The sequence below is a fragment of the Kineosporia sp. A_224 genome (genome assembly GCF_002198655.1).
Taxonomy (GTDB): Bacteria; Actinomycetota; Actinomycetes; order Actinomycetales; family Kineosporiaceae; genus R-H-3.
Genome location: NZ_MWLN01000202.1, coordinates 23,273 through 46,573 on the forward strand (window position 1 = coordinate 23,273; position 23,301 = coordinate 46,573).

Sequence of the window (23,301 nt, forward strand, 5' to 3'; positions counted from 1 at the left end):
CGGTCGGGCGTCAGTCCCGGTCGAGCGGGGTCCGTCCGTCCGCCGGCTCCTCGACGACGCCGGGCGTGAAGGCACCCACGGCCACGAGGACCGCGGCGACCAGGAGCGGTACACCGATCTGCGGCCGCGAGCCGAGCGCAGGCACCGCCACCGAGGCCTGCAGCACCTGCCAGACGAGCGCCGGCGAGCGGGACCAGCGCTGCCCCCGCCACAGCCCGACGGACACCGAGGCAACCCCCGCGCCCAGCAGCACGACCAGGAGCGCGAGGAACGCGGAGCCGACAAAACTGGCGGGTCGGTCCACGAGTGTTTCAATCCCCAGGACGAATCCGTAAACGACGACGACAATGGATTCAGCACAAACGATCGCAGCGACGATCTGACGGACACGGTGAGTCTCGTGACCGTCACCGGTCCGCTCGCGAGTCATGATTCGTCACATCCTGTCACCGTCAGGAGACGTTCACCACGTCTCAGGGCCACCGTACAGGGCTCGGACCCGCACCCAGGACCCCGGTCGCAGGGCATCTGAGCAGCAGTCATCACAACAAGTGCATGAACGAACACAGTTCCTCGCGCTCAGCGAATTCACAGCGGACGGTGACGAAAAGTTGTCCCGTATCCCTTGTGAAAGCGGGCACAAGGATGTGAGGCTTGGCGTTGGATACAGGGAAGCGCGAAGAGGCGCCTTCCACGACCGAGGCGACAGGCGCGAACGGATGCCGTTGCGGACGTCGGGACACCAGCACTCACTGCAATCGCGCAGACACCGAAAGCGACGAGGCCCCCCGCACGGGGCTGGAGGAGTGGAACACCTGATGGCGGATTGGCGGCACAAGTCAGCGTGCCTTGACGAGGACCCTGAGCTGTTCTTCCCGATCGGGAACACGGGTCCTGCCCTGCTGCAGATCGAAGAGGCGAAGGCCGTCTGCCGGCGTTGCGACGTCGTCGAGACGTGCCTGCGCTGGGCAATCGACTCCGGCCAGGACGCCGGCGTCTGGGGCGGTCTCTCGGAGGACGAGCGTCGCGCTCTCAAGCGCCGCAACGCCCGCGCACGTCGCGCGAGCTGACCTTCCCGAACGACAGCACCTGCACCGACGAACGGCCCGCACGAACGATCGACCTGCACGATCGAACCAACCACCGAGACCCCTGGTAGGCCGGGGCGGCAGCGTCCGCCCCGGCTCGTGATCCCGGGACCGGTATGCAGACCAACGACGAACACCGGCGGCAGACAACGGCCGTCGGTGCTTTCGTCGCGCCCGGCGCCGAGCGACATGGCGGGTCCCCGACGCGCCGGTACGGCTAGACGCCGGCCGGCACACCGTCCCCGGCACCGCCCGACACGGTTCCCCCGGAGTCCGGCTCGTCGTCGCCGTCCACCCGGTGCACGGTCACCTCGACGCTCACCTCGGTGCCGCCCTCGGGCGGCGTCGTCCAGATGATCCGGCCGCGCATCTCTCCGCCGACGAGCGCCTGGACGATCTGCGTCCCCAGCCCGTCGACCCCGGCGCTGAACCCCTCGGGCAGCCCCGCACCGTCGTCCTTGACGACCGCCCGAAGACTGCGGCCCTCGCGGTGGGCGATGACCGTGACCGTCCCGCCACCGGCCGCGAGCCCGTGCTCGACGGCGTTCGTCACGAGCTCGGTGAGCACGAGCGCCAGCGGTGTGGCGTTCTCGGCGCGCAGCTCGCCGAACCGGCCCTCCCGCTTCACGGCCACCGGGGCCTGGGCCCCGGCGAGCTCGACGGCGAGCTTGACGACCCGGGCGACGACGTCGTCGAAGTCGACCGTCTCGCCGAGCCCCTCGGAGAGCGTCTCGTGGACGAGCGCGATCGTCGCGACCCGGCGCATCGCCTCCTGGAGCGCGGCGCGCCCCTCCTCCGACGGGATCCGCCGGGCCTGCAGCCGCAGCAGCGCGGCGACGGTCTGGAGGTTGTTCTTGACCCGGTGGTGCACCTCGCGGATCGTCGCGTCCTTCGTGAGCAGCTCCCGCTCGCGGCGGCGCAGCTCCGAGACGTCGCGCAGGAGCACGAGCGCGCCGATCCGGTGCGCCGCGGCCGCGAGCGGGATCGCCCGCAGCGACAGCGTCGTCCCCCGGGCCTCGACCTCGCTGCGCCACGGCGCCCGGCCGGACAGGACCAGGGGCAGCGACTCATCGACGGGCCCGCTCTGGTCGAGCAGCGGCGTCACGATCTCCGCGAGCGACCGGTCGAGGACGTCCCCGACGTACCCGAGCCGGTGGACGGCGGACAGCGCGTTCGGGCTCGCGTAGCTGATCCGGCCGTCCCGGTCGAGCCGGATGAGGCCGTCCCCGACCCGGGGCGCACCCCGCCGGGAGCCGGTCGGGGCGCCCGCGACCGGGAACTCCCCCGTCGAGATCATCCGGGCCAGGTCGTCGGCGCACTGCAGGTACGTCAGCTCGAGCCGGCTCGGGGTGCGCGCCGCGGCGAGGTTCGTGTGCCGGGCGACGACCGCGATGACCCGGTCCCGCCGGACGACGGGCACCGCCTCCTCACGGACCGGGACGTCGTCGTGCCACTCCGGGTCCCGCTCGCGGCAGATCCGGCGCAGGTCCCACGCGCGGTCGACCTGCACGCGGCGCCCGCGCGGCACGTGGGTGCCGACGACGTCGTCGTAGTAGACGGTCGGGCCCGTGCTCGGCCGGCAGTGCGCGACGGCGACCCAGCCGTCCGACGCGCGGTCCGGCACCCACAGCACGAGGTCGGCGAACGAGAGGTCCGAGATCATCTGCCAGTCGCCGACGAGCAGGTGGAGCCACTCGACGTCGGCCGCCTCGAGGTCGGTGTTCGCGGCGACGAGCTCGCTCAGGGTCGGCACGACTCAACAGTAGACGGCGGCACAGCAGGCCAGCGCCCGCCGCCGGGGTGGCGACGGGCCGCCGGCCCGCCGCCGCCCGGCGTGCGTCAGGCCGTCGTCCGCACCACCCCGCGCAGGGTCCGCAGCGCGACGGACAGCGACGCGAGGTCGCCCTTCTCGAGCCGGCGCACCTCCTCGAGCGTCTGCGTGGCCCGGGCGACGGCCGCGGCGTTCTCCCGCTCCCAGCGCTCGATCCGCGCGACCGGCTCGGCCCCGGGCGGCGTCGAGCCGAGCACCGCGAGGGTCAGCGACTCGAGGGCCGCGTACAGGTCGTAACGCAGCGCCGCCCGGGCGAGGGACTGCCAGCGGTCCTGCCGCTCGAGGCCGCTGATCCGGGTGAGCATCGCGTCGACCGCGTACCGCTCGGACAGCGTGAGGTACACCCGCGCCACCTCCTCGGCGGGCAGCTGCGCCTGCTCGGCGATCTGCGCGACGTCGAGGAGCTGGAACACGTTGAGCAGGCACGCGCCCGACAGCGCGAGCTCGACGGGGACGCCGACCTTCTCCAGGCGGGCGGCCTGCTCGACGAGCGCCTTGTGCTCGGCACCGACGATCATGTCCTGCAGCTTCGGCCCCAGCTCGGCGACGACCGGCGCGAACCGCGCGACCTCGGCGCCGATGTCGAGCTGGCCCGGCCGGGCCTGGAGGAACCAGCGGACCGAGCGGTCGAGGAGCCGGCGGAACTCCAGGTAGAGCACCGTCTGCGCCTCGGTCGGCACGACGTTGTCGAGCGCCTCGACGGCGGCGACGAACTCGCGCAGCCCGAACACCTCGCGGCAGACCGTGTACGCCCGAGCGACCTGCTCGGGGCTGGCGCCCGTCTCCTCCTGGACCCGGAAGGCGAACGTGATGCCGCCCCGGTTGACCATCTCGTTGACCAGGCAGGTCGTGATGAGCTCGCGCCGCAGGGGGTGCTGGGCGAGCCGGTCGGTGTACCGCTCGACGAGCGCCGGCGGGAAGTAGTCGCGCAGGGTCCGCGCGAACCACGGGTCGTCGGGCAGCCCGGACGCGACGACGTCCTCGGTGAGCGCGATCTTCGCGTACGCCACGAGGACGGCGAACTCGGGCGAGGTGAGCCCGCGCTCGTCGTCGTCCCGCTCGGCAAGCGTCGCGTCGTCCGGGAGGAACTCCAGCGCCCGGTCGAGCGCACCGCGCGACTCGAGCGACCGGATGAACCGCTGGTGCACGGTGAGCATCGAGTGCGACTGCTTGCGCGCGTTGCCGAGCAGCACGTTCTGCTCGTAGTTGTCGCGCAGCACCATCCGGCCGACGTCGTCGGTCATCTCTGCGAGAAGAGTGTTGCGCTGCTTCTCCGTGAGGTCCCCCGCCGCGACGACGCGGTCGAGGAGGATCTTGATGTTGACCTCGTGGTCGGAGCAGTCGACACCCGCGGAGTTGTCGATGGCGTCGGTGTTCACCCGCACGCCGTGCAGCGCCGCCTCGACCCGGCCGAGCTGGGTGAGGCCGAGGTTGCCGCCCTCGCCGACGACGCGCACCCGCAGGTCGCGGCCGTCGACCCGGATCGCGTCGTTCGCCTTGTCGCCGACATCGCCGTGCGACTCCGCCGACGCCTTCACGTACGTGCCGATCCCGCCGTTCCACAACAGGTCGACGGGGGCTTTGAGGATCGCCCGCATGAGCTCGGCCGGGGTGAGCGCCGAGGTCGATGCCGGCAGGCCGAGCCGGACCGCCACCTCGGGCGACACCGGGACGGACTTCGCCGTCCGCGGGTAGATCCCGCCGCCGGCGGACAGCAGCGAGGTGTCGTAGTCCGCCCACGACGAGCGCGGGAGGCCGAAGAGCCGCTGCCGCTCGACGAACGACGCCTCGGCGTCCGGGTCGGGGTCGAGGAACAGGTGCCGGTGGTCGAAGGCCGCGACGAGCCGGATGTGCCGGGACAGGAGCATCCCGTTGCCGAACACGTCACCGCTCATGTCACCGACGCCGACGACGGTGACCTCCTCGGTCTGGGTGTCCCGGGCCAGCTCGCGGAAGTGCCGCTTGACCGACTCCCACGCACCCTTGGCCGTGATGCCCATCGCCTTGTGGTCGTAGCCGACGGACCCGCCGGACGCGAAGGCGTCCCCGAGCCAGAACCCGTACTCCTTCGCGACGCCGTTGGCGATGTCGGAGAAGGTCGCCGTCCCCTTGTCGGCCGCGACGACGAGGTAGGTGTCGTCCTCGTCGTGCCGCACGACCTGCGGCGGCGGCGACACCACCTGGGCGACGACGGCCCCGGCGCCGTCCGACTGCGCGGGCGCCGTCGTCGGGTCGGTGACGAGGTTGTCCGTGATGTCGAGGAGCCCGCGGACGAACGTCTTGTAGCAGGCGACGCCCTCGGCGAGCCAGGCCTCCCGGTCCACGCCCGGGTCGGGGAGGTTCTTGCAGACGAAGCCGCCCTTGGCGCCGGTCGGCACGATGACGGCGTTCTTCACCATCTGCGCCTTGACGAGCCCGAGGATCTCGGTGCGGAAGTCCTCGCGCCGGTCGCTCCACCGCAGACCGCCGCGGGCGACCTTGCCGAAGCGCAGGTGCACGCCCTCGACGCGCGGCGAGTAGACGAAGATCTCGAACTCCGGCCGCGGCTGCGGCAGCTCCGGGACGGCCTGCGGGTCCAGCTTGAACGACACGTACGGCGTGGGCTCGCCGCCGGTGGTCTGGAAGAAGTTCGTCCGCAGCGTCGCGAGCACGAGGCCGAGCAGCGAGCGCAGGATCCGGTCCTGGTCGAGGCTCGCCACCTGGTCGAGCGCCTCGCGGACCTTCGTCGCGAGCTCGTCGGCCGCGTCGAACCGCTCGACGTCGCGGCTGCCGCTGGTCCCGGTCCCACCGAAGCGGTCGGGGTCGAAGCGCACCTCGAAGAGCCGCACGAGCATCCGGGCGATGCCGACGTTCGCCGCGAGGCAGCGCTCGATGTAGTCCTGGCTGAACGTCGACCCGGTCTGCCGCAGGTACTTCGCGTAGGCGCGCAGGACGACGACCTGGCGCCACGTGAGCCCGGCGAGCATGACGAGCCGGTCGAAGCCGTCGCTCTCGGCGCGGCCGCTCCAGGCCGCCGAGAAGGCCTCGCTGAACAGCTCGCGCGCCTTCTCGGGCTGGTCGGCGGCGACCCCGGCCGTGGCGTCGTACCGCAGCCCGAAGTCGTAGATGTAGGCGATCGCGCCGTCGCCGCGGACGATCTCGTACGGCCGCTCGTCGACGACCTCGACCCCGAGGTTGCTCAGGTACGGCAGGACGGCGGTGAGCGAGAGCGGTGCGAGCCGGTAGAGCTTGAACCGGCGCTCCCCCGCCGGTGCGCCGACGGGCTCGTAGAGGTTCATCCCCAGCGTGGCGTCGGCCGCGGCCCCGGCCGGGGCAGCGGGGACGTCGTCCGGTGCCGGCAGCGCCTCGATCCGGCGCAGGTCCGCGACCCCGACCCGCGCCGGGAAGTCCTCCTTGTACGCCTCGGGGAAGCCGCGCGCCCAGGTGCGCAGCAGCCGGGCCGCCTCCTCCTCGCCGGCCTCGATCCGCAGCGCGTCCGCGAGGTCCTCGTCCCAGGACCGGGTCGCCTCGACGAGCCTGGCCTCGACCTCGGCGGCGTCGACCTCCGGCAGCGGGACCCCGGGGTCGACCCGGATGACGAAGTGCAGGCGGGCGAGGACGGACTCGCTGACCCGCGTCGTGTAGTCGACGTGCGAGCCGCCGAACGCGTCCCGCAGGATCGCCTCCATCTTCAGCCGCACGGACGTCGTGTAGCGGTCCCGCGGCAGGAAGACGAGGCACGAGACGAAGCGGCCGTACTCGTCGTACCGCATGAAGAGCCGGGTCCGGCGACGCTCCTGCAGGTGCATGACGGAGACCGCGATGTTCGTGAGGTCGTCGGCACCGATCTCGAAGAGCTCGTCACGCGGGTACGTCTCGAGGATCTGCAGGAGGTCCTTGCCGGAGTGGCTGTCGACCGAGAAGCCGGTGCGGCTGAGCACCCCGGCGACCTTGCGGCTCACGACGGGGATGCGCCGGACGCTGTCGGTGTACGCGGACGACGCGAACAGGCCCAGGAAGCGGCGCTCGCCGACGACCTCGCCGGCCGCGTCGAAGGTCTTCACGCCGACGTAGTCGAGGTACGCGGGCCGGTGGACGGTCGCGCGGCTGTTCGCCTTCGTGAGGACGAGCAGCGTCTTCTCCCGCGCCTTGGCCCGGGCCTGCGGCGTGAGCCGGTCGAAGCTCGAGGACGCCGCGTGCTGGTCGTAGCGCAGGATGCCCAGGCCGCTGCCGCTCTCGGCGACGAGCACGTCGTGGCCGTCCCGGACGTCGAGCCGGTACTCCCGGTACCCGAGGAAGGTGAAGTGGCCGTCGGCGAGCCAGCGCAGGAGCTGGGTCGCCTCCTCGACCTCGTCGGCCGGCAGCCCGGCGGGCGGCTCGGCGTCGAGCGCGTCGGCGGTCTCCCGGGCGCGCTGCTGCATCCGCGGCCAGTCCTCGACCGAGACCCGCACGTCCTCGAGGACGCCGCGCAGCCCGCTCGTGATCTCGTCGATGTGCTCGGGGTCGGTGACCCGGTCGACCTCGACGTGGATCCAGGACTCCACGAGGCTGTCCCGCGGGTGGTCGGACGACGCCCAGCCGTTGGAGCCCTGGTCGAGCACCTCGAGCAGGGTGCCGGCGATGTCGCGGCGGACGACGACCTGCGGGTGCACGACGAGGTGGATCGCGCGGTCCTGCCGGGAGAGCTCGGCCTGCACCGAGTCGACGAGGAAGGGCATGTCGTCGGTGACGATCTCGACGACGGTGTGCCCGCACGACCAGGCGTGCTCGTCGACCGTCGGCGTGAAGACGCGGACGTTCGCGGTGCCCTGGGGCCGGTTGGCGGCCAGCTGCCGCTGCGACAGCGCCGCCCCGGCGAGGTCGACGGGGTCGCGCTCGGCGAGGTCCTCGATCGACACGTGGCGGTAGTAGCGCTCGAGGAGCTGGGAGAGGTTGGGCTCCCGGCACCCCTGTCGCAGGCCCGCCTCGGTGGCCCGCTCGAGGATCTGCGTCCGTTCAGCGTCCTGGGTGTGCGCCATCGCGCGCCTCACTTCGCACCTCTCGAACGGCGTGCGCCGTTGCACGCCGTGTGTCGACCATACCCACGCTGCGGGACGGCCCCGCGTGGGGATACCGCCCGGCGGGCGGCAAAGATCGGTCCCTCTCACCCTGTCGGCGGATCGGCCGCCGACCTGGAGCGTTCCGCGCAGTACATCGTCCGCCCGTGACCTGCTGCGCCGGGTCGTCGGGGCAGGGGCGGCGCACGTCGCTACGCTTCGCGCAGGACCGGCGCGCATGCGCCTGACGGAGGGACCCACCGTGCGACTCACCGCCGACATCCGCTACGACGCGGCCCCGGACGCGGTCTTCGCGATGCTCTGCGACGAGGACTTCCAGGCGCAGCGCTGCATCGCGACGGGCGCCCTGGCGCACGACGTGACCGTCGAGGAGTTCGACGACGGCGGGGTCGTCGTCACCGCCCACCGCACGATGCCCACCGACCAGGTCCCGGACTTCGTCCGGACCTTCGTCGGCCAGACGCTCGTCGTCTCCGAGATCCAGGACTGGCAGGCCGCGGACGACCACGGCAGCCGGGAGGGGACCCTGGTGCTCGAGATCAAGGGCGCCCCGATCCGGATGACCGGCACGCTGAGCCTCGTCGCCGAGGGCACGGGCGCGGTCGAGGTCATCGACTGCGACCTCAAGGCGTCGGTCCCGCTCGTCGGCGGCAAGATCGAGAAGTCCGTCGAACCCGCGATCCGGTCCGCGATCCGGGTCGAGGAGCGCGAGGGCCGCGTCTGGCTCGCACGCGGCTGACCGCCCGCCCGCCCCTGACGGGCGGACGGACGGCTGCCTCGCCGGCGACGCTGTCGGCGCGCTGCGGCGGGTCATGTCCGGTCGACCGCCTCAGCCCTGGTGCGGGTAGCGGTGGTCGGTCGGCGGCACGAACGTCTCCTTGATGGAGCGGGTCGACGTCCATCGCATGAGGTTCTGCAGGGCGCCGGCCTTGTCGTTCGTGCCGGACGCACGCGCGCCCCCGAACGGCTGCTGCCCGACGACCGCGCCCGTGGGCTTGTCGTTGACGTAGAAGTTGCCCGCGGCGTACCGGAGCACCTCCTGCGCGTCGACGATCGCCTGCCGGTCCTGCGCGATGACGGCACCGGTCAGCGCGTAGGGCGCGATCGACTCCATCTCGCGCAGCACCCGGTCGTACTGCCGGTCCGGGAAGACGTGGACGGCGAGGATCGGCCCGAAGTACTCGGTCGTGAAGATCTCGTCGGTCGGGTCGCTGCCCTCGATGACCGTCGGCCGCACGAACCAGCCCTCGCTGTCGTCGTACGTGCCGCCCGCGAGGACCTTGAGACCGTCGGTCGTGTGCGCCCGGTCGATCGCGGCGGAGTGCTTGGCGAACGCCCGGTCGTCGATGACGGCGCCCATGAAGTTCGACAGGTCGGTGACCGGGCCCTGGGTCAGGGAGTCGGTCGCCGAGACGAGGTCGTCCTTGAGGCGGCGCCACACCGACCGGGGGACGTAGGCACGCGAGGCCGCGGAGCACTTCTGGCCCTGGTACTCGAACGCGCCGCGCACCATCGCCGTCCGCAGCACGTCCACGTCCGCACTGGCGTGGGCGACGATGAAGTCCTTGCCGCCGGTCTCGCCGACGACCCGCGGGTAGCCCCGGTACAGGTCGAGGTTCTCCCCGACGGTGCGCCACAGCGTCTTGAAGGTCGGCGTGGAGCCGGTGAAGTGGATGCCTGCGAGGTCCGGGTCGCGCAGGACGACGTCCGAGACCGCGATCCCGTCGCCGGTCACGAGGTTGATGACGCCCGGGGGCAGCCCGGCCGCCTCGAGCAGCTTCATGGTGAAGTGCGCGGAGAACTGCTGCGTGGGAGACGGCTTCCAGACGACGACGTTGCCCATGAGCGCCGGCGCCGTCGGCAGGTTGGCGCCGATCGCGGTGAAGTTGAACGGTGTGACCGCGTAGACGAAGCCCTCGAGCGGGCGGTGGTCCGTGCGGTTCCAGATGCCCTTGGAGTTCGCGGGCGGCTGCTCCTCGATGAGGCGGCGACCGAACGCGACGTTGAAGCGCCAGAAGTCGATGAGCTCGCACGCGGCGTCGATCTCCGCCTGGTAGACCGTCTTGCTCTGACCGAGCATCGTCGCCGCGTTGAGCGGCTGCCGCCACGGCCCGGAGAGCAGCTCGGCGGCCTTGAGGAAGATCGCGGCCCGGTCCTCGTACGCCATCGCGCGCCACCCCGGCGCGGCCGCCTTGGCTGCGGCCACCGCGGCCGCGGCATCGGCCTTCGTCGCGTGCCGCAGCGTGCCGAGGACCTTGCGACGGGCGTGCGGCTGGACGACGTCGAACCGGCGGCCCGTGCCCATCACCTCGCGCCCGCCGATCGTCATGGGCAGGTCGATGCGGGCCGAGCCGAGGTCGGCGAGCGCCGCCTCGGCGGCAGCCCGCTCGGGACTGCCCGGGGCGTAGTCCTTGACTGGTTCGTTGACCGGGGCGGGAACGGAGGTCACGGCGTCCATGGCAGGCCCTTCGAGACGGGAACTCGCGGTTGCTGGCAGCACGATCTCGCGCCTCGGGGCCGAGCGCACGGACGCAGGGCCAGCCGGGCACGGAAATTCATAGGACGAATCTTGGTATACAACTCTGCATACAGCAATCCCGCGATCATGTCGGTCCCGTCACACGTGGCCGCACGCCGCACCGGGGGTCGAGATCGTCGGACCTCGGGTGTTGGATGACCGGGTGGACGACGGGGCGGGCGACAGGGTGGACGGCGGGCAGGACGCTGCGGACGGCCGGGCGGCGCCCGCGGCCGGGGCGGACGACGACCCCGAGGCCGGCCGGCCGGCGGCCGCCTCCGTCCGCACGGTCCGCACCGCCGACGGCCCGGTCTCCGTGCACGTCTTCCCCGGGGTACCGGTGCCGCGCGGTGTCCGGCGGCCGGTGCTCGTGGCCTTCCACGGCTGGACGGACTCCGGGGAGTGCTTCGCCCCGCTCGCCGAGGCCCTCGGCCGACGCTGGCCCGTGCTCGCTCCCGATGCCCCGGCGCACGGCGGCACCCGCTGGGAGCCCGCCGCCGAGTACGTCGTCGCCGACCATGCGCGGGGCGGCGTCGCCGTCGTCGACGCCGCGATCCGGCTCGCCGGCAGACGCGGCCCGGTCGTCGTCCTCGGTCACTCGATGGGCGCGCTCACCGCCGCCCGGGTCGCCGCGGCCAGGCCCGGCGTCGTCCGCCATCTCGTGCTGGAGGACCCGGCCCGGACGACGATGCGACGGCTCCGCTCGTCGGCCGCCCGGCTCGCGGTGCTCGAGCGGCTCCAGGGGATGTCCGACGACGCGCTGCGCGCGGAGATCGCCGCCGACGCCCCCGGCTGGCCCGACGACGAGTACGGCCCCTGGGTCGCGTCCAAGCGGCAGGTCGACCTCGCACACGTCGCCGTGCCGGTGGACTGGGGCGAGCCGCTGGCGGCCCTGCTCGCCGATGTCCGGTGCCCCGTGACGCTCGTCCGCGGCGACCCGGCGCACGGCGGGATCGTCTCCGCGACCGGCGCCCGGCGCTGCGCCTCGGTCTGTCCTGGTGGCTGCGACGTCGTCGCGCTCCCCACCGGCCACAACCCCCGGCGGGAGGCACGCACCCGCTTCGTCGCGACGCTCGCGGCCACCCTCGGACGCCACGAGCGCTGAGCCGGGCCGAGCCGTCCCGGCCGCCGCACGGCCGGCAGCGGTCGTCCACGGGTCACACGGTCAGAGACCGTCCGCGACGCCGGCGAGGAGTCCGGCCAGCTCGACGGGCCGGGTGAACATGGGCCAGTGCCCCGAGTCGATGTCGACGAGGTCCACCCGCTCGGCCTTGGCCAGCTCGGGTCCGTGCCCGCCTGCGATCCACGCGCGGGCCTGGGCAGGCGTGAACTCCGGGCAGACGACGGTGACGGGCACGCGGAACCGACGCTCGTCGGTGAGCCTGACAACTCCCCGGGCGACGGGTCCGGGCACCGGCACCGCAGACGCGGCGATCCGCTGCCGCGTCTGCGTGTCGAGATCGGCAGCGTCCGGCCCCTCGAACGGCTCCCACCCGGGGAAGGGCACGACGCCGTCACGCTCCGGGAAGGAGTCCGCGTAGTGGTCACCGTCGGACGCCGGGAAGCCACCGACGAGGACGACGGCCGCCACCGAGCCGGGTCGGGCGTCGGCGGCCTGCCAGGCGAGCGTGCACGCAGCGGAATGCCCCACGACGACAAGCTGCCCCGAGCATGCGTCGACAGCCGCGACGACGGCGGCCACCTGGTCGTCCAGCGTCGCCGTGGGCGCCCCGTCACCCTGCCCCGGCAACGTCAGCGGGCGCGCGCGATGACCGCGACGGTCGAGCTCCGGCACGACGGCGTCCCACGCTGATCCGTCGAGCCAGAGGCCGGCGAGCAACACGATGTCCATGGTGGGCGAACTCCTCAGGTGTCGGGTAGGACCGCCTCTGTCGACGCGGCCGGGCGACACCGTACGGAGCATTGCGGACGATCGCCGTCCGGCTATGCACGGACCGTTCCGCGCGTCGAGAGCGTCACTCTTCGCCGGCGAGCTCGTCGGCGACGTCATCGGCGACGAGCTCGACCTCGAAGCCGGACCCGTCCTCGAGGTAGGCCGCGTAGTGCTGGGGGCCACCCGCATGCGGGTGTCGGTCAGGGAACATGAGCCGCCACCCGTGGGCACCGCACCCGGTGACGAACCGGTCGACCTGTGCACGGGTGCCGGCGTGGAATGCCAGGTGGTTCAGGCCAGGTCGGGTGCGCTCGTGACCGCCCTCGCTCACGTCGGGACCGGCCTCGAGCACGAGGTACGTGTCACCGTGACGCCACGAGCGGCCCGCCGACCACGAGCCGTCCTGCGACCAGCCGAGCTCCGTGAGCAGCCAGCCCCAGGAGCGCACGGCGGCCTCCAGGTCGTCGACCCAGATCTCGAGGTGGTGGAGGCCGCCTCCGGCCATGAGTCGTTCCTCCCCAGGAGACGGACCTTCGTTGGTGCCAAAATGCGTGATGGCCACCCCGTGTGGGGTGGCCATCATGCGGTGGGTGTCCGGCGGCGTCCTACTCTCCCACCCAGTCCCCCGGGCAGTACCATCGGCGCAGGCAGGCTTAGCTTCCGGGTTCGGAATGGGACCGGGCGTTTCCCTGCCGCTATGGCCGCCGTAACTCTGTCGAACTGTCAACACGCGGCCCCGCCGGCAGCAACCTGGAGTCAGGTTGGCGACACGCGGGGGTGTTGGTGGTTCGGGAACCGCACAGTGGACGCGAGCAGTGCTTGAGTACCAGATCCCCTCCAAGCATCCCCGCCGGTCGTGGGCTCGAGAGCCCTCCGGTGTGGGGGTGGTGGGGTGTGGCAAGTTATCGGCTTATTAGTACCGGTCAGCTACACGAGTCTTTCGTCCTCGCGTCCACATCCGGCCTATCAACCCAGTGGTCTAGCTGGGAGCCTCTCAGACCTAAGTCCATGGAGACCTCATCTTGAAGCGAGCTTCCCGCTTAGATGCCTTCAGCGGTTATCCCTTCCGAACGTAGCTAACCAGCGGTGCCCTTGGCAGGACAACTGGCACACCAGAGGTTCGTCCGTCCCGGTCCTCTCGTACTAGGGACAGCCCTTCTCAAGTCTCCTGCGCGCGCAGCGGATAGGGACCGAACTGTCTCACGACGTTCTAAACCCAGCTCGCGTACCGCTTTAATGGGCGAACAGCCCAACCCTTGGGACCTACTCCAGCCCCAGGATGCGACGAGCCGACATCGAGGTGCCAAACCATGCCGTCGATATGGACTCTTGGGCAAGATCAGCCTGTTATCCCCGGGGTACCTTTTATCCGTTGAGCGACCGCGTTTCCACATACCACGGCCGGATCACTAGTCCCGACTTTCGTCCCTGCTCGACATGTCTGTCTCGCAGTCAAGCTCCCTTGTGCACTTACACTCGACACCTGATTGCCAACCAGGCTGAGGGAACCTTTGGGCGCCTCCGTTACCTTTTAGGAGGCAACCGCCCCAGTTAAACTACCCACCAGGCACTGTCCCTGATCCGGATCACGGACCGAAGTTAGACATCCAGAACGACCAGAGTGGTATTTCAAGATTGACTCCACAACCACTGGCGTGGCCGCTTCACAGTCTCCCACCTATCCTACACAAGCCGTTCCGAACACCAATACCAAGCTGTAGTAAAGGTCCCGGGGTCTTTCCGTCCTGCTGCGCGTAACGAGCATCTTTACTCGTAGTGCAATTTCGCCGAGTTCGCGGTTGAGACAGCGGAGAAGTCGTTACGCCATTCGTGCAGGTCGGAACTTACCCGACAAGGAATTTCGCTACCTTAGGATGGTTATAGTTACCACCGCCGTTTACTGGCGCTTAAGTTCTGAGCTTCGCCTTGCGGCTAACCCGTCCCCTTAACGTTCCAGCACCGGGCAGGCGTCAGTCCGTATACATCGTCTTGCGACTTAGCACGGACCTGTGTTTTTAGTAAACAGTCGCTTCTCCCTGGTCTCTGCGGCCTTCAAGAGCTAGCCGGCAAGCGGCTTCACCCCTCAGGCCCCCCTTCTCCCGAAGTTACGGGGGCATTTTGCCGAGTTCCTTAACCACGATTCACTCGATCGCCTTGGTATTCTCTACCTGACCACCTGAGTCGGTTTGGGGTACGGGCGGCTCGAACCTCGCTAGATGCTTTTCTTGGCAGCATAGGATCACCCTGCTTCCCGCTGATGCGGTCACCATCAGGTCTCAGACTCCACATTGAAGTGAGAGGTGCGGATTTGCCTACACCTCGCCCTACACCCTTGGACGTGGACTACCATCGCCACGCGGCGGCTACCTTCCTGCGTCACACCATCGCTTACCTACTACCGGATCGGATCCCACGCTCCGCCACCCCATCCCGAAGGACGAAGCAGTTTCAGGTGGTTAGCATCACCGGGTTCGATATGGGCGGTTCTTCGCCGGTACGGGAATATCAACCCGTTGTCCATCGACTACGCCTGTCGGCCTCGCCTTAGGTCCCGACTTACCCAGGGCGGATTAGCCTGGCCCTGGAACCCTTGGTCATTCGGCGGACGGGTTTCTCACCCGTCTTTCGCTACTCATGCCTGCATTCTCACTCGTGTGGCGTCCACGACTGGGTCACCCCGCCGCTTCACTCGCCACACGACGCTCCCCTACCCATCCACACGCCTGGATCCGAAGACCTGGCACATGCGTGAATGACACAGCTTCGGCGGTGTGCTTGAGCCCCGCTACATTGTCGGCGCGGAATCACTTGACCAGTGAGCTATTACGCACTCTTTAAAGGGTGGCTGCTTCTAAGCCAACCTCCTGGTTGTCTGTGCAACTCCACATCCTTTCCCACTTAGCACACGCTTGGGGGCCTTAGCTGGTGTTCTGGGCTGTTTCCCTCTCGACTACGGAGCTTATCCCCCGCAGTCTCACTGCCACGCTCTCACTTACCGGCATTCGGAGTTTGGCTGACGTCAGTAACCTTGTAGGGCCCATCGGCCATCCAGTAGCTCTACCTCCGGCAAGAAACACGTGACGCTGCACCTAAATGCATTTCGGGGAGAACCAGCTATCACGGAGTTTGATTGGCCTTTCACCCCTACCCACAGCTCATCCCCCAGGTTTTCAACCCTGGTGGGTTCGGTCCTCCACGCGGTCTTACCCGCGCTTCAACCTGGCCATGGGTAGATCACTCCGCTTCGGGTCTAGAGCATGCGACTCAAACGCCCTATTCGGACTCGCTTTCGCTACGGCTTCCCCACACGGGTTAACCTCGCCACATACCACTAACTCGCAGGCTCATTCTTCAAAAGGCACGCCGTCACCCCTAAAGGCTCCGACGGATTGTAGGCACACGGTTTCAGGTACTATTTCACTCCCCTCCCGGGGTACTTTTCACCTTTCCCTCACGGTACTTGTCCGCTATCGGTCACCAGGGAGTATTTAGGCTTACCAGGTGGTCCTGGCAGATTCACACGGGATTTCTCGGGCCCCGTGCTACTTGGGAACACCCTCAGGAGGCCACGCCATTTCGTCTACGGGGGTACCACCCTCTATGCCGGGCCATTCAAGACCCTTCGACTATGACGCGACTTTCTCACTCCTTAGCAGTTCGGCAGAACCACTCGAAAGGTCCCACGACCCCGACCACGCAACGCCTGCCGGCTTGAACACGCAATCGGTTTAGCCTGTTCCGCTTTCGCTCGCCACTACTCACGGAATCACTGTTGTTTTCTCTTCCTGTGGGTACTGAGATGTTTCACTTCCCCACGTTCCCTCCACACGCCCTATATATTCAGGCGCGGGTCACCGGGAATGAACCCGGCGGGGTTTCCCCATTCGGAAATCCTCGAATCACAGCTCGGTTGCCAGCTCCTCGAGGCTTATCGCAGGCTCCTACGTCCTTCATCGGCTCCTGGTGCCAAGGCATCCACCGTATGCCCTTACAAACTTGACCACAGATACAAAGATGCTCGCGTCCACTGTGCAGTTCTCAAACAACCAACGACCCCAACCCCTGACCCAGCACCCACACCCACACGCTCAACGAGCACGGGATGCGGTATGACTGAGGAGCCGGTCCGCGACCGAAGCAACACACCGCCCCACAACCCCCACCAAGCGAACCTGGCAGGACCTGCGGGGCCGGTCTGTTCCTTCAGGACCCAACAGCGTGCTCCCCACACCACCAGCCACCCCCTCGAAGAGACTCCGAAGAAGACAGCCGGCATGCGGATGGCCCCCACACCCCACCGAGCACCCGTTCCTTCCAACCCCCGAAAGAGTTGGCGTACTAGGGATGAGCTCTGCAGGACCCGAAGGCCGTAGTCGATGTTCCACCCATGAGCACCACACCCGGAACATTCGCCCAGGTCGTGGTCCCTGACCCCGCCACACACCAGGTGCGGGCGAGGTAGGAGTGCTCCTTAGAAAGGAGGTGATCCAGCCGCACCTTCCGGTACGGCTACCTTGTTACGACTTCGTCCCAATCGCCAGTCCCACCTTCGACGGCTCCCCCCCTTACGGGTTGGGCCACCGGCTTCGGGTGTTACCGACTTTCGTGACGTGACGGGCGGTGTGTACAAGGCCCGGGAACGTATTCACCGCAGCGTTGCTGATCTGCGATTACTAGCGACTCCGACTTCACGGGGTCGAGTTGCAGACCCCGATCCGAACTGAGACCAGCTTTTTGGGATTCGCTCCACCTTACGGTCTCGCAGCCCTTTGTACTGGCCATTGTAGCATGCGTGAAGCCCAAGACATAAGGGGCATGATGATTTGACGTCATCCCCACCTTCCTCCGAGTTGACCCCGGCAGTCTCCCATGAGTCCCCACCATTACGTGCTGGCAACATGGAACGAGGGTTGCGCTCGTTGCGGGACTTAACCCAACATCTCACGACACGAGCTGACGACAACCATGCACCACCTGTGAACAGCCCTTACGGACCCGACATCTCTGCCGGATTACTGCCCATGTCAAGCCTTGGTAAGGTTCTTCGCGTTGCATCGAATTAATCCGCATGCTCCGCCGCTTGTGCGGGCCCCCGTCAATTCCTTTGAGTTTTAGCCTTGCGGCCGTACTCCCCAGGCGGGGCGCTTAATGCGTTTGCTGCGGCACGGAACTCGTGGAAAGAGCCCCACACCTAGCGCCCAACGTTTACGGCGTGGACTACCAGGGTATCTAATCCTGTTCGCTCCCCACGCTTTCGCTCCTCAGCGTCAGTTACGGCCCAGAGACCCGCCTTCGCCACCGGTGTTCCTCCTGATATCTGCGCATTTCACCGCTACACCAGGAATTCCAGTCTCCCCTACCGCACTCTAGTCTGCCCGTACCCACTGCAGGCCCGGAGTTAAGCCCCAGGTTTTCACAGCAGACGCGACAAACCGCCTACGAGCTCTTTACGCCCAATAATTCCGGACAACGCTTGCACCCTACGTATTACCGCGGCTGCTGGCACGTAGTTAGCCGGTGCTTCTTCTGCAGGTACCGTCACTTTCGCTTCTTCCCTGCTGAAAGAGGTTTACAACCCGAAGGCCTTCATCCCTCACGCGGCGTCGCTGCGTCAGGCTTTCGCCCATTGCGCAATATTCCCCACTGCTGCCTCCCGTAGGAGTCTGGGCCGTGTCTCAGTCCCAGTGTGGCCGGTCGCCCTCTCAGGCCGGCTACCCGTCGTCGCCTTGGTAGGCCATCACCCCACCAACAAGCTGATAGGCCGCGAGCCCATCCCTGACCGAAAAACTTTCCACACCCCACCATGCGACAGGGCGTCATATCCGGTATTAGCCACCGTTTCCGGTAGTTATCCCAGAGTCAGGGGCAGGTTGCTCACGTGTTACTCACCCGTTCGCCACTGATCCACCCCGAAGGGCTTCACCGTTCGACTTGCATGTGTTAAGCACGCCGCCAGCGTTCGTCCTGAGCCAGGATCAAACTCTCCGTTGATGCCTAACCGCTAACACCCCCGAAAGGGCGCCAACACAACTAGACACAATACGAACAAATAATCCCAGCCGAAACACAGAACGAGCATCTAGCTCAATCTGCAATCAACCAAGCAAACCCAAGACCCACAAGACACCAACCAACCAGACGGCCAGCCAGCACCCCACAAGCCAAGGCTCTTGGCATCGACTACAAAGCACGCTGTTGAGTTCTCAAGGAACAGACGCACCCGAGTACTTCGACCTCTCGGTCGTTTTCGCGGGGCTTCGTTTCCAGCCTAGCCTACCCGGTACTCGGTGTCACATCCGGCTACCCAGCGTGACCTCGAGAGAGGGTTCACCCACAGAAGACCCGCGCAGACCTTGCGGCCGGCGCCGAATCTCTTCCGAGGGGTGGTGCCCCGGGGGACCGTCCACCTCGCGGTGTCCGTTCCTCCCCGTCGGGGCGACGAGGTGAAACATTAGGCAGGCACGGAGCGCGAGTCAAATCGGGGTGCGACGACCGTCGTCCGTGTGTGGCAGGGGCCGGCGGAACCGCCCCGCAACGACTCGGCAACGAGCCCGAAACCTGTTGCGGGGCAGGCGATCAGCCCACCTCGACAGCCGCGAGCGAGCGCCGTCCGCGGCGCAGCAGGATCCACCGGCCGTGCAGCAGGTCGGCCCCACCGACGGTCGCGTCCTCCCCCAGGACCTTGGTGTTGTTCACGTAGGCCCCGCCCTCCGCGATCGCCCGCCGTGCGGCGGACTTGCTCTGGACGAGCCCCGTGGCAGCGAACAGGTCGACGACGGGGTGCTCCCCGGCCGGTACCGAGGCCGACGGCAGCTCGGCGACCGCGTCCCGCAGCGTCGCGACGTCCAGCAGGGCGAGGTCCCCCCGCCCGAAGAGCGCCTGGCTCGCCTCCTGCACGCGGCGCGTGGCCTCCGCACCGTGGACGAGCGTCGTGACGTCCTCGGCGAGGGCGCGCTGCGCCTCCCGGGCCTGCGGCTTCTCCCGCGTCGCCTCCTCGAGCGCCTCGATCTCCTCCCGCGTGCGGAACGAGAAGATCTTCAGGTAGTCGCCCACCTTGGCGTCCTCGGCGTTGAGCCAGAACTGGTAGAAGGCGTACGGCGACGTCATCTCCGGGGCCAGCCAGATCGCGCCGCCCTCGGTCTTGCCGAACTTCGTGCCGTCCGCCTTGGTGACCAGCGGCGTCGCGAGGGCGTGAACGCTCACCCCCTCCGCGCGGTGCACGAGGTCCGTCCCCGCGGTGAGGTTGCCCCACTGGTCCGAGCCTCCGGTCTGCAGCGTGCAGCCGTGCCGCTTCCACAGCTCGTGGAAGTCCATCCCCTGCAGGATCTGGTAGCTGAACTCGGTGAAGCTGATCCCGGCCTCGGAGCTGAGCCGCGCGCTGACGGCCTCCTTGGCGAGCATCCGGTTCACCCGGAAGTGCTTGCCGACGTCACGGAGGAAGTCGATCGCCGACATCGGCGCGGTCCAGTCGAGGTTGTTGACGACCTGCGCCGCGTTCTCCCCCTCGAACGACACGAACCGCTGCACCTGGTCGCGGATCCGCTCGACCCAGCCGGCCACCGTGTCGCGCGAGTTGAGGACGCGTTCCCCGGACATCCTCGGGTCCCCGATGAGCCCGGTCGCCCCTCCGACGAGCACGAGCGGGCGGTGCCCGAACTCCTGCAGCCGGCGCATCGTGACGAGCTGCACGAGGTTGCCCATGTGCAGGCTCGGCGCGGTGGGGTCGAAGCCGCAGTAGAACGTCACGGGGCCTGCCGCCAACGCGGCCCGCAGGGCCTCCTCGTCGGTGGACAGTGCGACGAGCCCGCGCCAGGCGAGCTCGTCGAGGGCGTTGCCCCGGGGGTCACTCACGGCTTCTGCCGTCCTCTCGGTCGGACGCCGGCGGCACCGGCGCCTCTCGGTGGTCGCTCAGAGCGTCTCAGACACCGCCCGCCGAGGGCGACGCGATACCCCGGCGGCGCGTCACTCCCGGGCGGAACGTCGAGACCGTCGGCTCGTCGTGCAGCCAGAACCGCCAGGGGAAGGCGACCGCGTCACCGCCGGCCCCGGCGACCCCGACCCGCGGGCCGGTCCGCAGCCGGGCCGGGTCGTACGGCTCCCCCGCGTCCAGCCGCAGGGCGCCGTCCGCCACGCACAGGTCCGCGCCGTCCTCGGCCTTCGCGATGCCGAGCGCCGTCGCCAGCCGGGCCGGACCGCGCGCGAGGTCGACGTCCTTGCGTGCCGACGGCCGCCGCGACCGCGCGACGTCCAGCCCCTCGACGACCTCACCGGCGCGCAGCAGGACGGCGCTCGCCTCGCCGTCCGGGCCGCACACGACGTTGGCGCACCAGTGCATCCCGTACGTGAAGTAGACGTAGAGGTGCCCTGGCGGGCCGAACATCACGGCGGTGCGCGGCGTCCGGCCGCGGAACGCGTGCGAGCCCGGGTCGTCGCCGCTCGTGTACGCCTCGACCTCGGTGAGCCGGACGCCGACGCGCCCCTGCGGCGTGGCATGCACGAGCACTGCCCCGAGCAGCGCCGGGGCCAGGTCGAGGGAGACCGCCGAGAGGTCGCGCCGGGTGAGCCGTCGTCGCCGAGCCACCCGGCCACCCTACGAGGACAGGGCCTACGCTGACCGGCCGTGGCAGCGAACAGCGCGGACCTGCACGGCCGCACGCACCGGCTCGAGCTCGGCGACCAGACCCTGCGCGCGTGGGACGCCGTCGTCCTCGTGAGCGACCCGGAGACCGGCGTCGTCCTCGACCGGTCGGCGTTCTACCCGGGCGGCGGCGGGCAGCCGCCCGACCACGGCGTGCTGCTGTGGGGCGGCGTCCAGACCCGCATCGTCGGCGTCCGCAAGGGCGACGACCTCGCCCTGCTCCCGGCGGACGGCGACCCGCTGCCGCCGGTCGGCACCGCCGTCCGCGGCGCCGTCGAGGACGACCGCCGGACGGCGCTCATGCGCACCCACTCCGGCCTGCATCTGCTCTCCGGCGTCGTGTTCCGCGACTTCGGCGCGCTCGTGACCGGCGGGAACATGGAACCCCTCGAGGCCCGGATGGACTTCAACCTGCCCGAGGTGCCCGAGGGCTTCCGGGACGCGGTCGCCGCGGCGTGCGCGGCCGAGGTCGGTGCCGACCGCGCGATCACGACGACGACGCTCCCCCGCGACGTCGCGTTCTCGACCTACCCGGACCTCATCCGTACGGCGACGAACCTGCTGCCCGACGACCTCGAGATCGTCCGCGTCGTCGACATCGCCGGGCTCGACACCCAGGCGGACGCCGGCACGCACGTCGCCTCGACGCGACAGATCGGCGGCCTCGAGATCGTCAAGATCGAGAACAAGGGCAAGGGGTTCCGCCGGCTGCGGGTGCGCATCGTCGACTGACGATGCTCGCGCCCGGTACCGGAACCCGGCGCCGGAGCGGCCAGGAACGGTACCGACCGCGGGCACGAGCGGTCAGCGGGCGGCTTTGGTGGCCGCGCGCGCGACCGGGGTGACCGGTCTGGTCGCCCAGCCTCGCAGCGCGGCCAGGCGGTCGTGGAGGCGCTGCCGCTGCTCGGCGACGCGCACCGGAGCGGTGCCGCCGACGCCGTCCCGGGAGGCCAGCGACCCGGCCACGTCGAGAACGTCACGGACCGCCGGGGTCAGGTGCGGGCTGACCGCCGCGAGGTCGGCGTCCGAGAGGTCGGACAGCTCGATGCCGCGGCCCTCGCAGACCTGCACGCACTCCCCCGCGACCTCGTGCGCGACCCGGAACGGCACGCCCTGCCTGACGAGCCACTCCGCGACGTCGGTCGCGAGCGAGAAGCCGGCCGGGGCGAGCGCCGCCATCCGGTCGGTGTCGAACCGCATCGTCGCGACGAGCCCGGAGAACGCCGGCAGCACGAGCAGCATCTGCGTCACCGAGTCGATGACGGGCTCCTTGTCCTCCTGGAGGTCGCGGTTGTACGCCAGCGGCAGCGCCTTGAGGGTCGTGAGGAACCCGGTGAGGTTGCCGACGAGCCGGCCGGCCTTGCCCCGTGCGAGCTCGGCGACGTCCGGGTTCTTCTTCTGCGGCATGATCGACGACCCGGTCGCGTAGGCGTCGTCGAGGCGGGCGAACCCGAACTCGGCGGTCGTCCAGACGACGACCTCCTCGGCGATCCGGGAGACGTCGACCGCGGCCATCGCGAGGACGAACGCGACCTCGGCGACGACGTCCCGGCTCGAGGTGCCGTCCATCGAGTTCTCGCTGGAGCGCGAGAACCCGAGCTCGCGGGCGACGGCGGCGGGGTCGAGGCCGAGCGACGAGCCGGCGAGGGCGCCGGAGCCGTAGGGCGACTCGTCGGCGCGGCGGTCCCAGTCGACGAGCCGCTCGACGTCCCGTGCGATCGCCTGCGCGTGCGCCTGGAGGTGGTGCGCGAGGAGCACCGGCTGGGCGTGCTGGAAGTGCGTGCGCCCCGGCATCGGCGCCTCGGGGTTCTCGGCGGCCCGCGCGACGAGGACGTCGGCGAGGTCGAGCAGGCACAGGGCGACGTCCCGGGCGCGGTCGCGCAGGTACATCCGGTAGAGCGTCGCGACCTGGTCGTTGCGGGAGCGGCCAGCGCGCAGCCGGCCGCCGATCTCGGCGCCGACCCGCTCGATGAGGCCGCGCTCGAGGGCGGTGTGGACGTCCTCGTCCGCGGGCGTCCCGACGAAGGCGCCGCTCGCGACGTCCGCCTCGAGGGCCTCGAGCCCGGCGAGCATCGTCGTCAGGGACGCGTCGTCGAGCAGCCCGGCCGCCGCGAGCACCCGGGCGTGCGCCCGGGAGCCGGCGAGGTCGTACGGCGCGAGGACCCAGTCGAAGTGCACCGACGCCGACAGGGCCTCGAGCGCGGCCGACGGGCCCGAGGCGAACCGGCCGCCCCACAGCTTGAGCGGCGCACCGGGTGCGGGCGTCGTCGGGTGCTCGGGTGCCTGGGTCACGGGA

General features: G+C 69.4%; 13 protein-coding genes and 3 rRNA genes. 4 read left to right on the forward strand and 12 right to left on the reverse strand.

All coding sequences use genetic code 11. From position 1 onward, the window contains the following. Positions 1-10: 10 nt before the first annotated feature. Positions 11-304: a hypothetical protein gene (locus EDJALFJO_RS24270; RefSeq protein WP_088288896.1), complete on the reverse strand. Its 294-nt coding sequence runs from the start codon at positions 302-304 to the stop codon at positions 11-13. Between the two features lie 514 nt (positions 305-818). On the opposite strand from EDJALFJO_RS24270, the gene EDJALFJO_RS24275 reads away from it, so the two are divergent. Next, positions 819-1,070, forward strand: a complete 252-nt coding sequence (locus tag EDJALFJO_RS24275; protein ID WP_088288970.1) for a WhiB family transcriptional regulator — start codon at positions 819-821, stop codon at positions 1,068-1,070. A gap of 235 nt (positions 1,071-1,305) precedes the next feature. Here EDJALFJO_RS24275 and EDJALFJO_RS24280 read toward each other — a convergent pair whose 3' ends face one another. Further along, positions 1,306-2,841, reverse strand: a complete 1,536-nt coding sequence (locus tag EDJALFJO_RS24280; protein ID WP_088288897.1) for a histidine kinase N-terminal domain-containing protein — start codon at positions 2,839-2,841, stop codon at positions 1,306-1,308. Positions 2,842-2,927: 86 nt separating this feature from the next. Continuing rightward, the gene (locus EDJALFJO_RS24285; protein WP_088288898.1) at positions 2,928-7,916 is read right to left on the reverse strand and encodes an NAD-glutamate dehydrogenase; all 4,989 of its coding nucleotides are present in this window, start codon (positions 7,914-7,916) and stop codon (positions 2,928-2,930) included. 280 nt (positions 7,917-8,196) lie between these two features. Here EDJALFJO_RS24285 and EDJALFJO_RS24290 point away from each other — a divergent pair, with 280 nt between their 5' ends. Further along, on the forward strand, positions 8,197-8,694 hold the full coding sequence (locus EDJALFJO_RS24290) for a DUF2505 domain-containing protein (RefSeq protein WP_233150013.1): 498 nt from the start codon (positions 8,197-8,199) through the stop codon (positions 8,692-8,694). A 90-nt stretch (positions 8,695-8,784) separates the two neighbouring features. On the opposite strand, the gene pruA is transcribed toward EDJALFJO_RS24290, so the two are convergent. Continuing rightward, the gene (pruA, locus tag EDJALFJO_RS24295) at positions 8,785-10,413 is read right to left on the reverse strand and encodes an L-glutamate gamma-semialdehyde dehydrogenase (protein WP_088288900.1); all 1,629 of its coding nucleotides are present in this window, start codon (positions 10,411-10,413) and stop codon (positions 8,785-8,787) included. Between the two features lie 223 nt (positions 10,414-10,636). Between pruA and EDJALFJO_RS24300 the strand changes: the two genes are divergently transcribed. Continuing rightward, positions 10,637-11,578: an alpha/beta fold hydrolase gene (locus EDJALFJO_RS24300; protein ID WP_143448758.1), complete on the forward strand. Its 942-nt coding sequence runs from the start codon at positions 10,637-10,639 to the stop codon at positions 11,576-11,578. 60 nt (positions 11,579-11,638) lie between these two features. Here EDJALFJO_RS24300 and EDJALFJO_RS24305 read toward each other — a convergent pair whose 3' ends face one another. The 7 genes from EDJALFJO_RS24305 to EDJALFJO_RS24335 form a co-directional block, all read right to left on the reverse strand. Next, positions 11,639-12,325 carry an alpha/beta fold hydrolase gene (locus tag EDJALFJO_RS24305; protein WP_088288901.1) on the reverse strand — a complete coding sequence of 229 codons (687 nt, stop codon included), beginning with the start codon at positions 12,323-12,325 and terminating at the stop codon, positions 11,639-11,641. Positions 12,326-12,449: 124 nt separating this feature from the next. Further along, positions 12,450-12,872, reverse strand: coding sequence for a VOC family protein (locus tag EDJALFJO_RS24310; RefSeq protein WP_088288902.1), 423 nt, complete (start codon positions 12,870-12,872; stop codon positions 12,450-12,452). A gap of 87 nt (positions 12,873-12,959) precedes the next feature. Next, positions 12,960-13,076: ribosomal RNA gene (rrf, locus tag EDJALFJO_RS24315) — 5S ribosomal RNA — on the reverse strand. A gap of 184 nt (positions 13,077-13,260) precedes the next feature. After that, a 23S ribosomal RNA gene (locus tag EDJALFJO_RS24320) occupies positions 13,261-16,369 on the reverse strand. Between the two features lie 473 nt (positions 16,370-16,842). After that, positions 16,843-18,358: ribosomal RNA gene (locus tag EDJALFJO_RS24325) — 16S ribosomal RNA — on the reverse strand. Together the 16S, 23S and 5S rRNA genes form the textbook arrangement of a ribosomal RNA operon. 585 nt (positions 18,359-18,943) lie before the next feature. Next, positions 18,944-20,218 carry a tyrosine--tRNA ligase gene (gene tyrS / locus EDJALFJO_RS24330; RefSeq protein WP_088288903.1) on the reverse strand — a complete coding sequence of 425 codons (1,275 nt, stop codon included), beginning with the start codon at positions 20,216-20,218 and terminating at the stop codon, positions 18,944-18,946. A 67-nt stretch (positions 20,219-20,285) separates the two neighbouring features. Then, on the reverse strand, positions 20,286-20,948 hold the full coding sequence (locus EDJALFJO_RS24335) for a DNA-3-methyladenine glycosylase (protein WP_088288904.1): 663 nt from the start codon (positions 20,946-20,948) through the stop codon (positions 20,286-20,288). Positions 20,949-20,987: 39 nt separating this feature from the next. On the opposite strand from EDJALFJO_RS24335, the gene EDJALFJO_RS24340 reads away from it, so the two are divergent. After that, positions 20,988-21,737 carry an alanyl-tRNA editing protein gene (locus tag EDJALFJO_RS24340; RefSeq protein ID WP_088288905.1) on the forward strand — a complete coding sequence of 250 codons (750 nt, stop codon included), beginning with the start codon at positions 20,988-20,990 and terminating at the stop codon, positions 21,735-21,737. Between the two features lie 72 nt (positions 21,738-21,809). Here the strand turns inward: EDJALFJO_RS24340 and argH are convergent, their stop codons facing one another. Further along, a complete protein-coding gene (gene argH / locus EDJALFJO_RS24345) occupies positions 21,810-23,297 on the reverse strand; it encodes an argininosuccinate lyase (protein WP_088288906.1) in 1,488 nt (495 codons plus the stop codon). Positions 23,298-23,301: the final 4 nt, after the last annotated feature.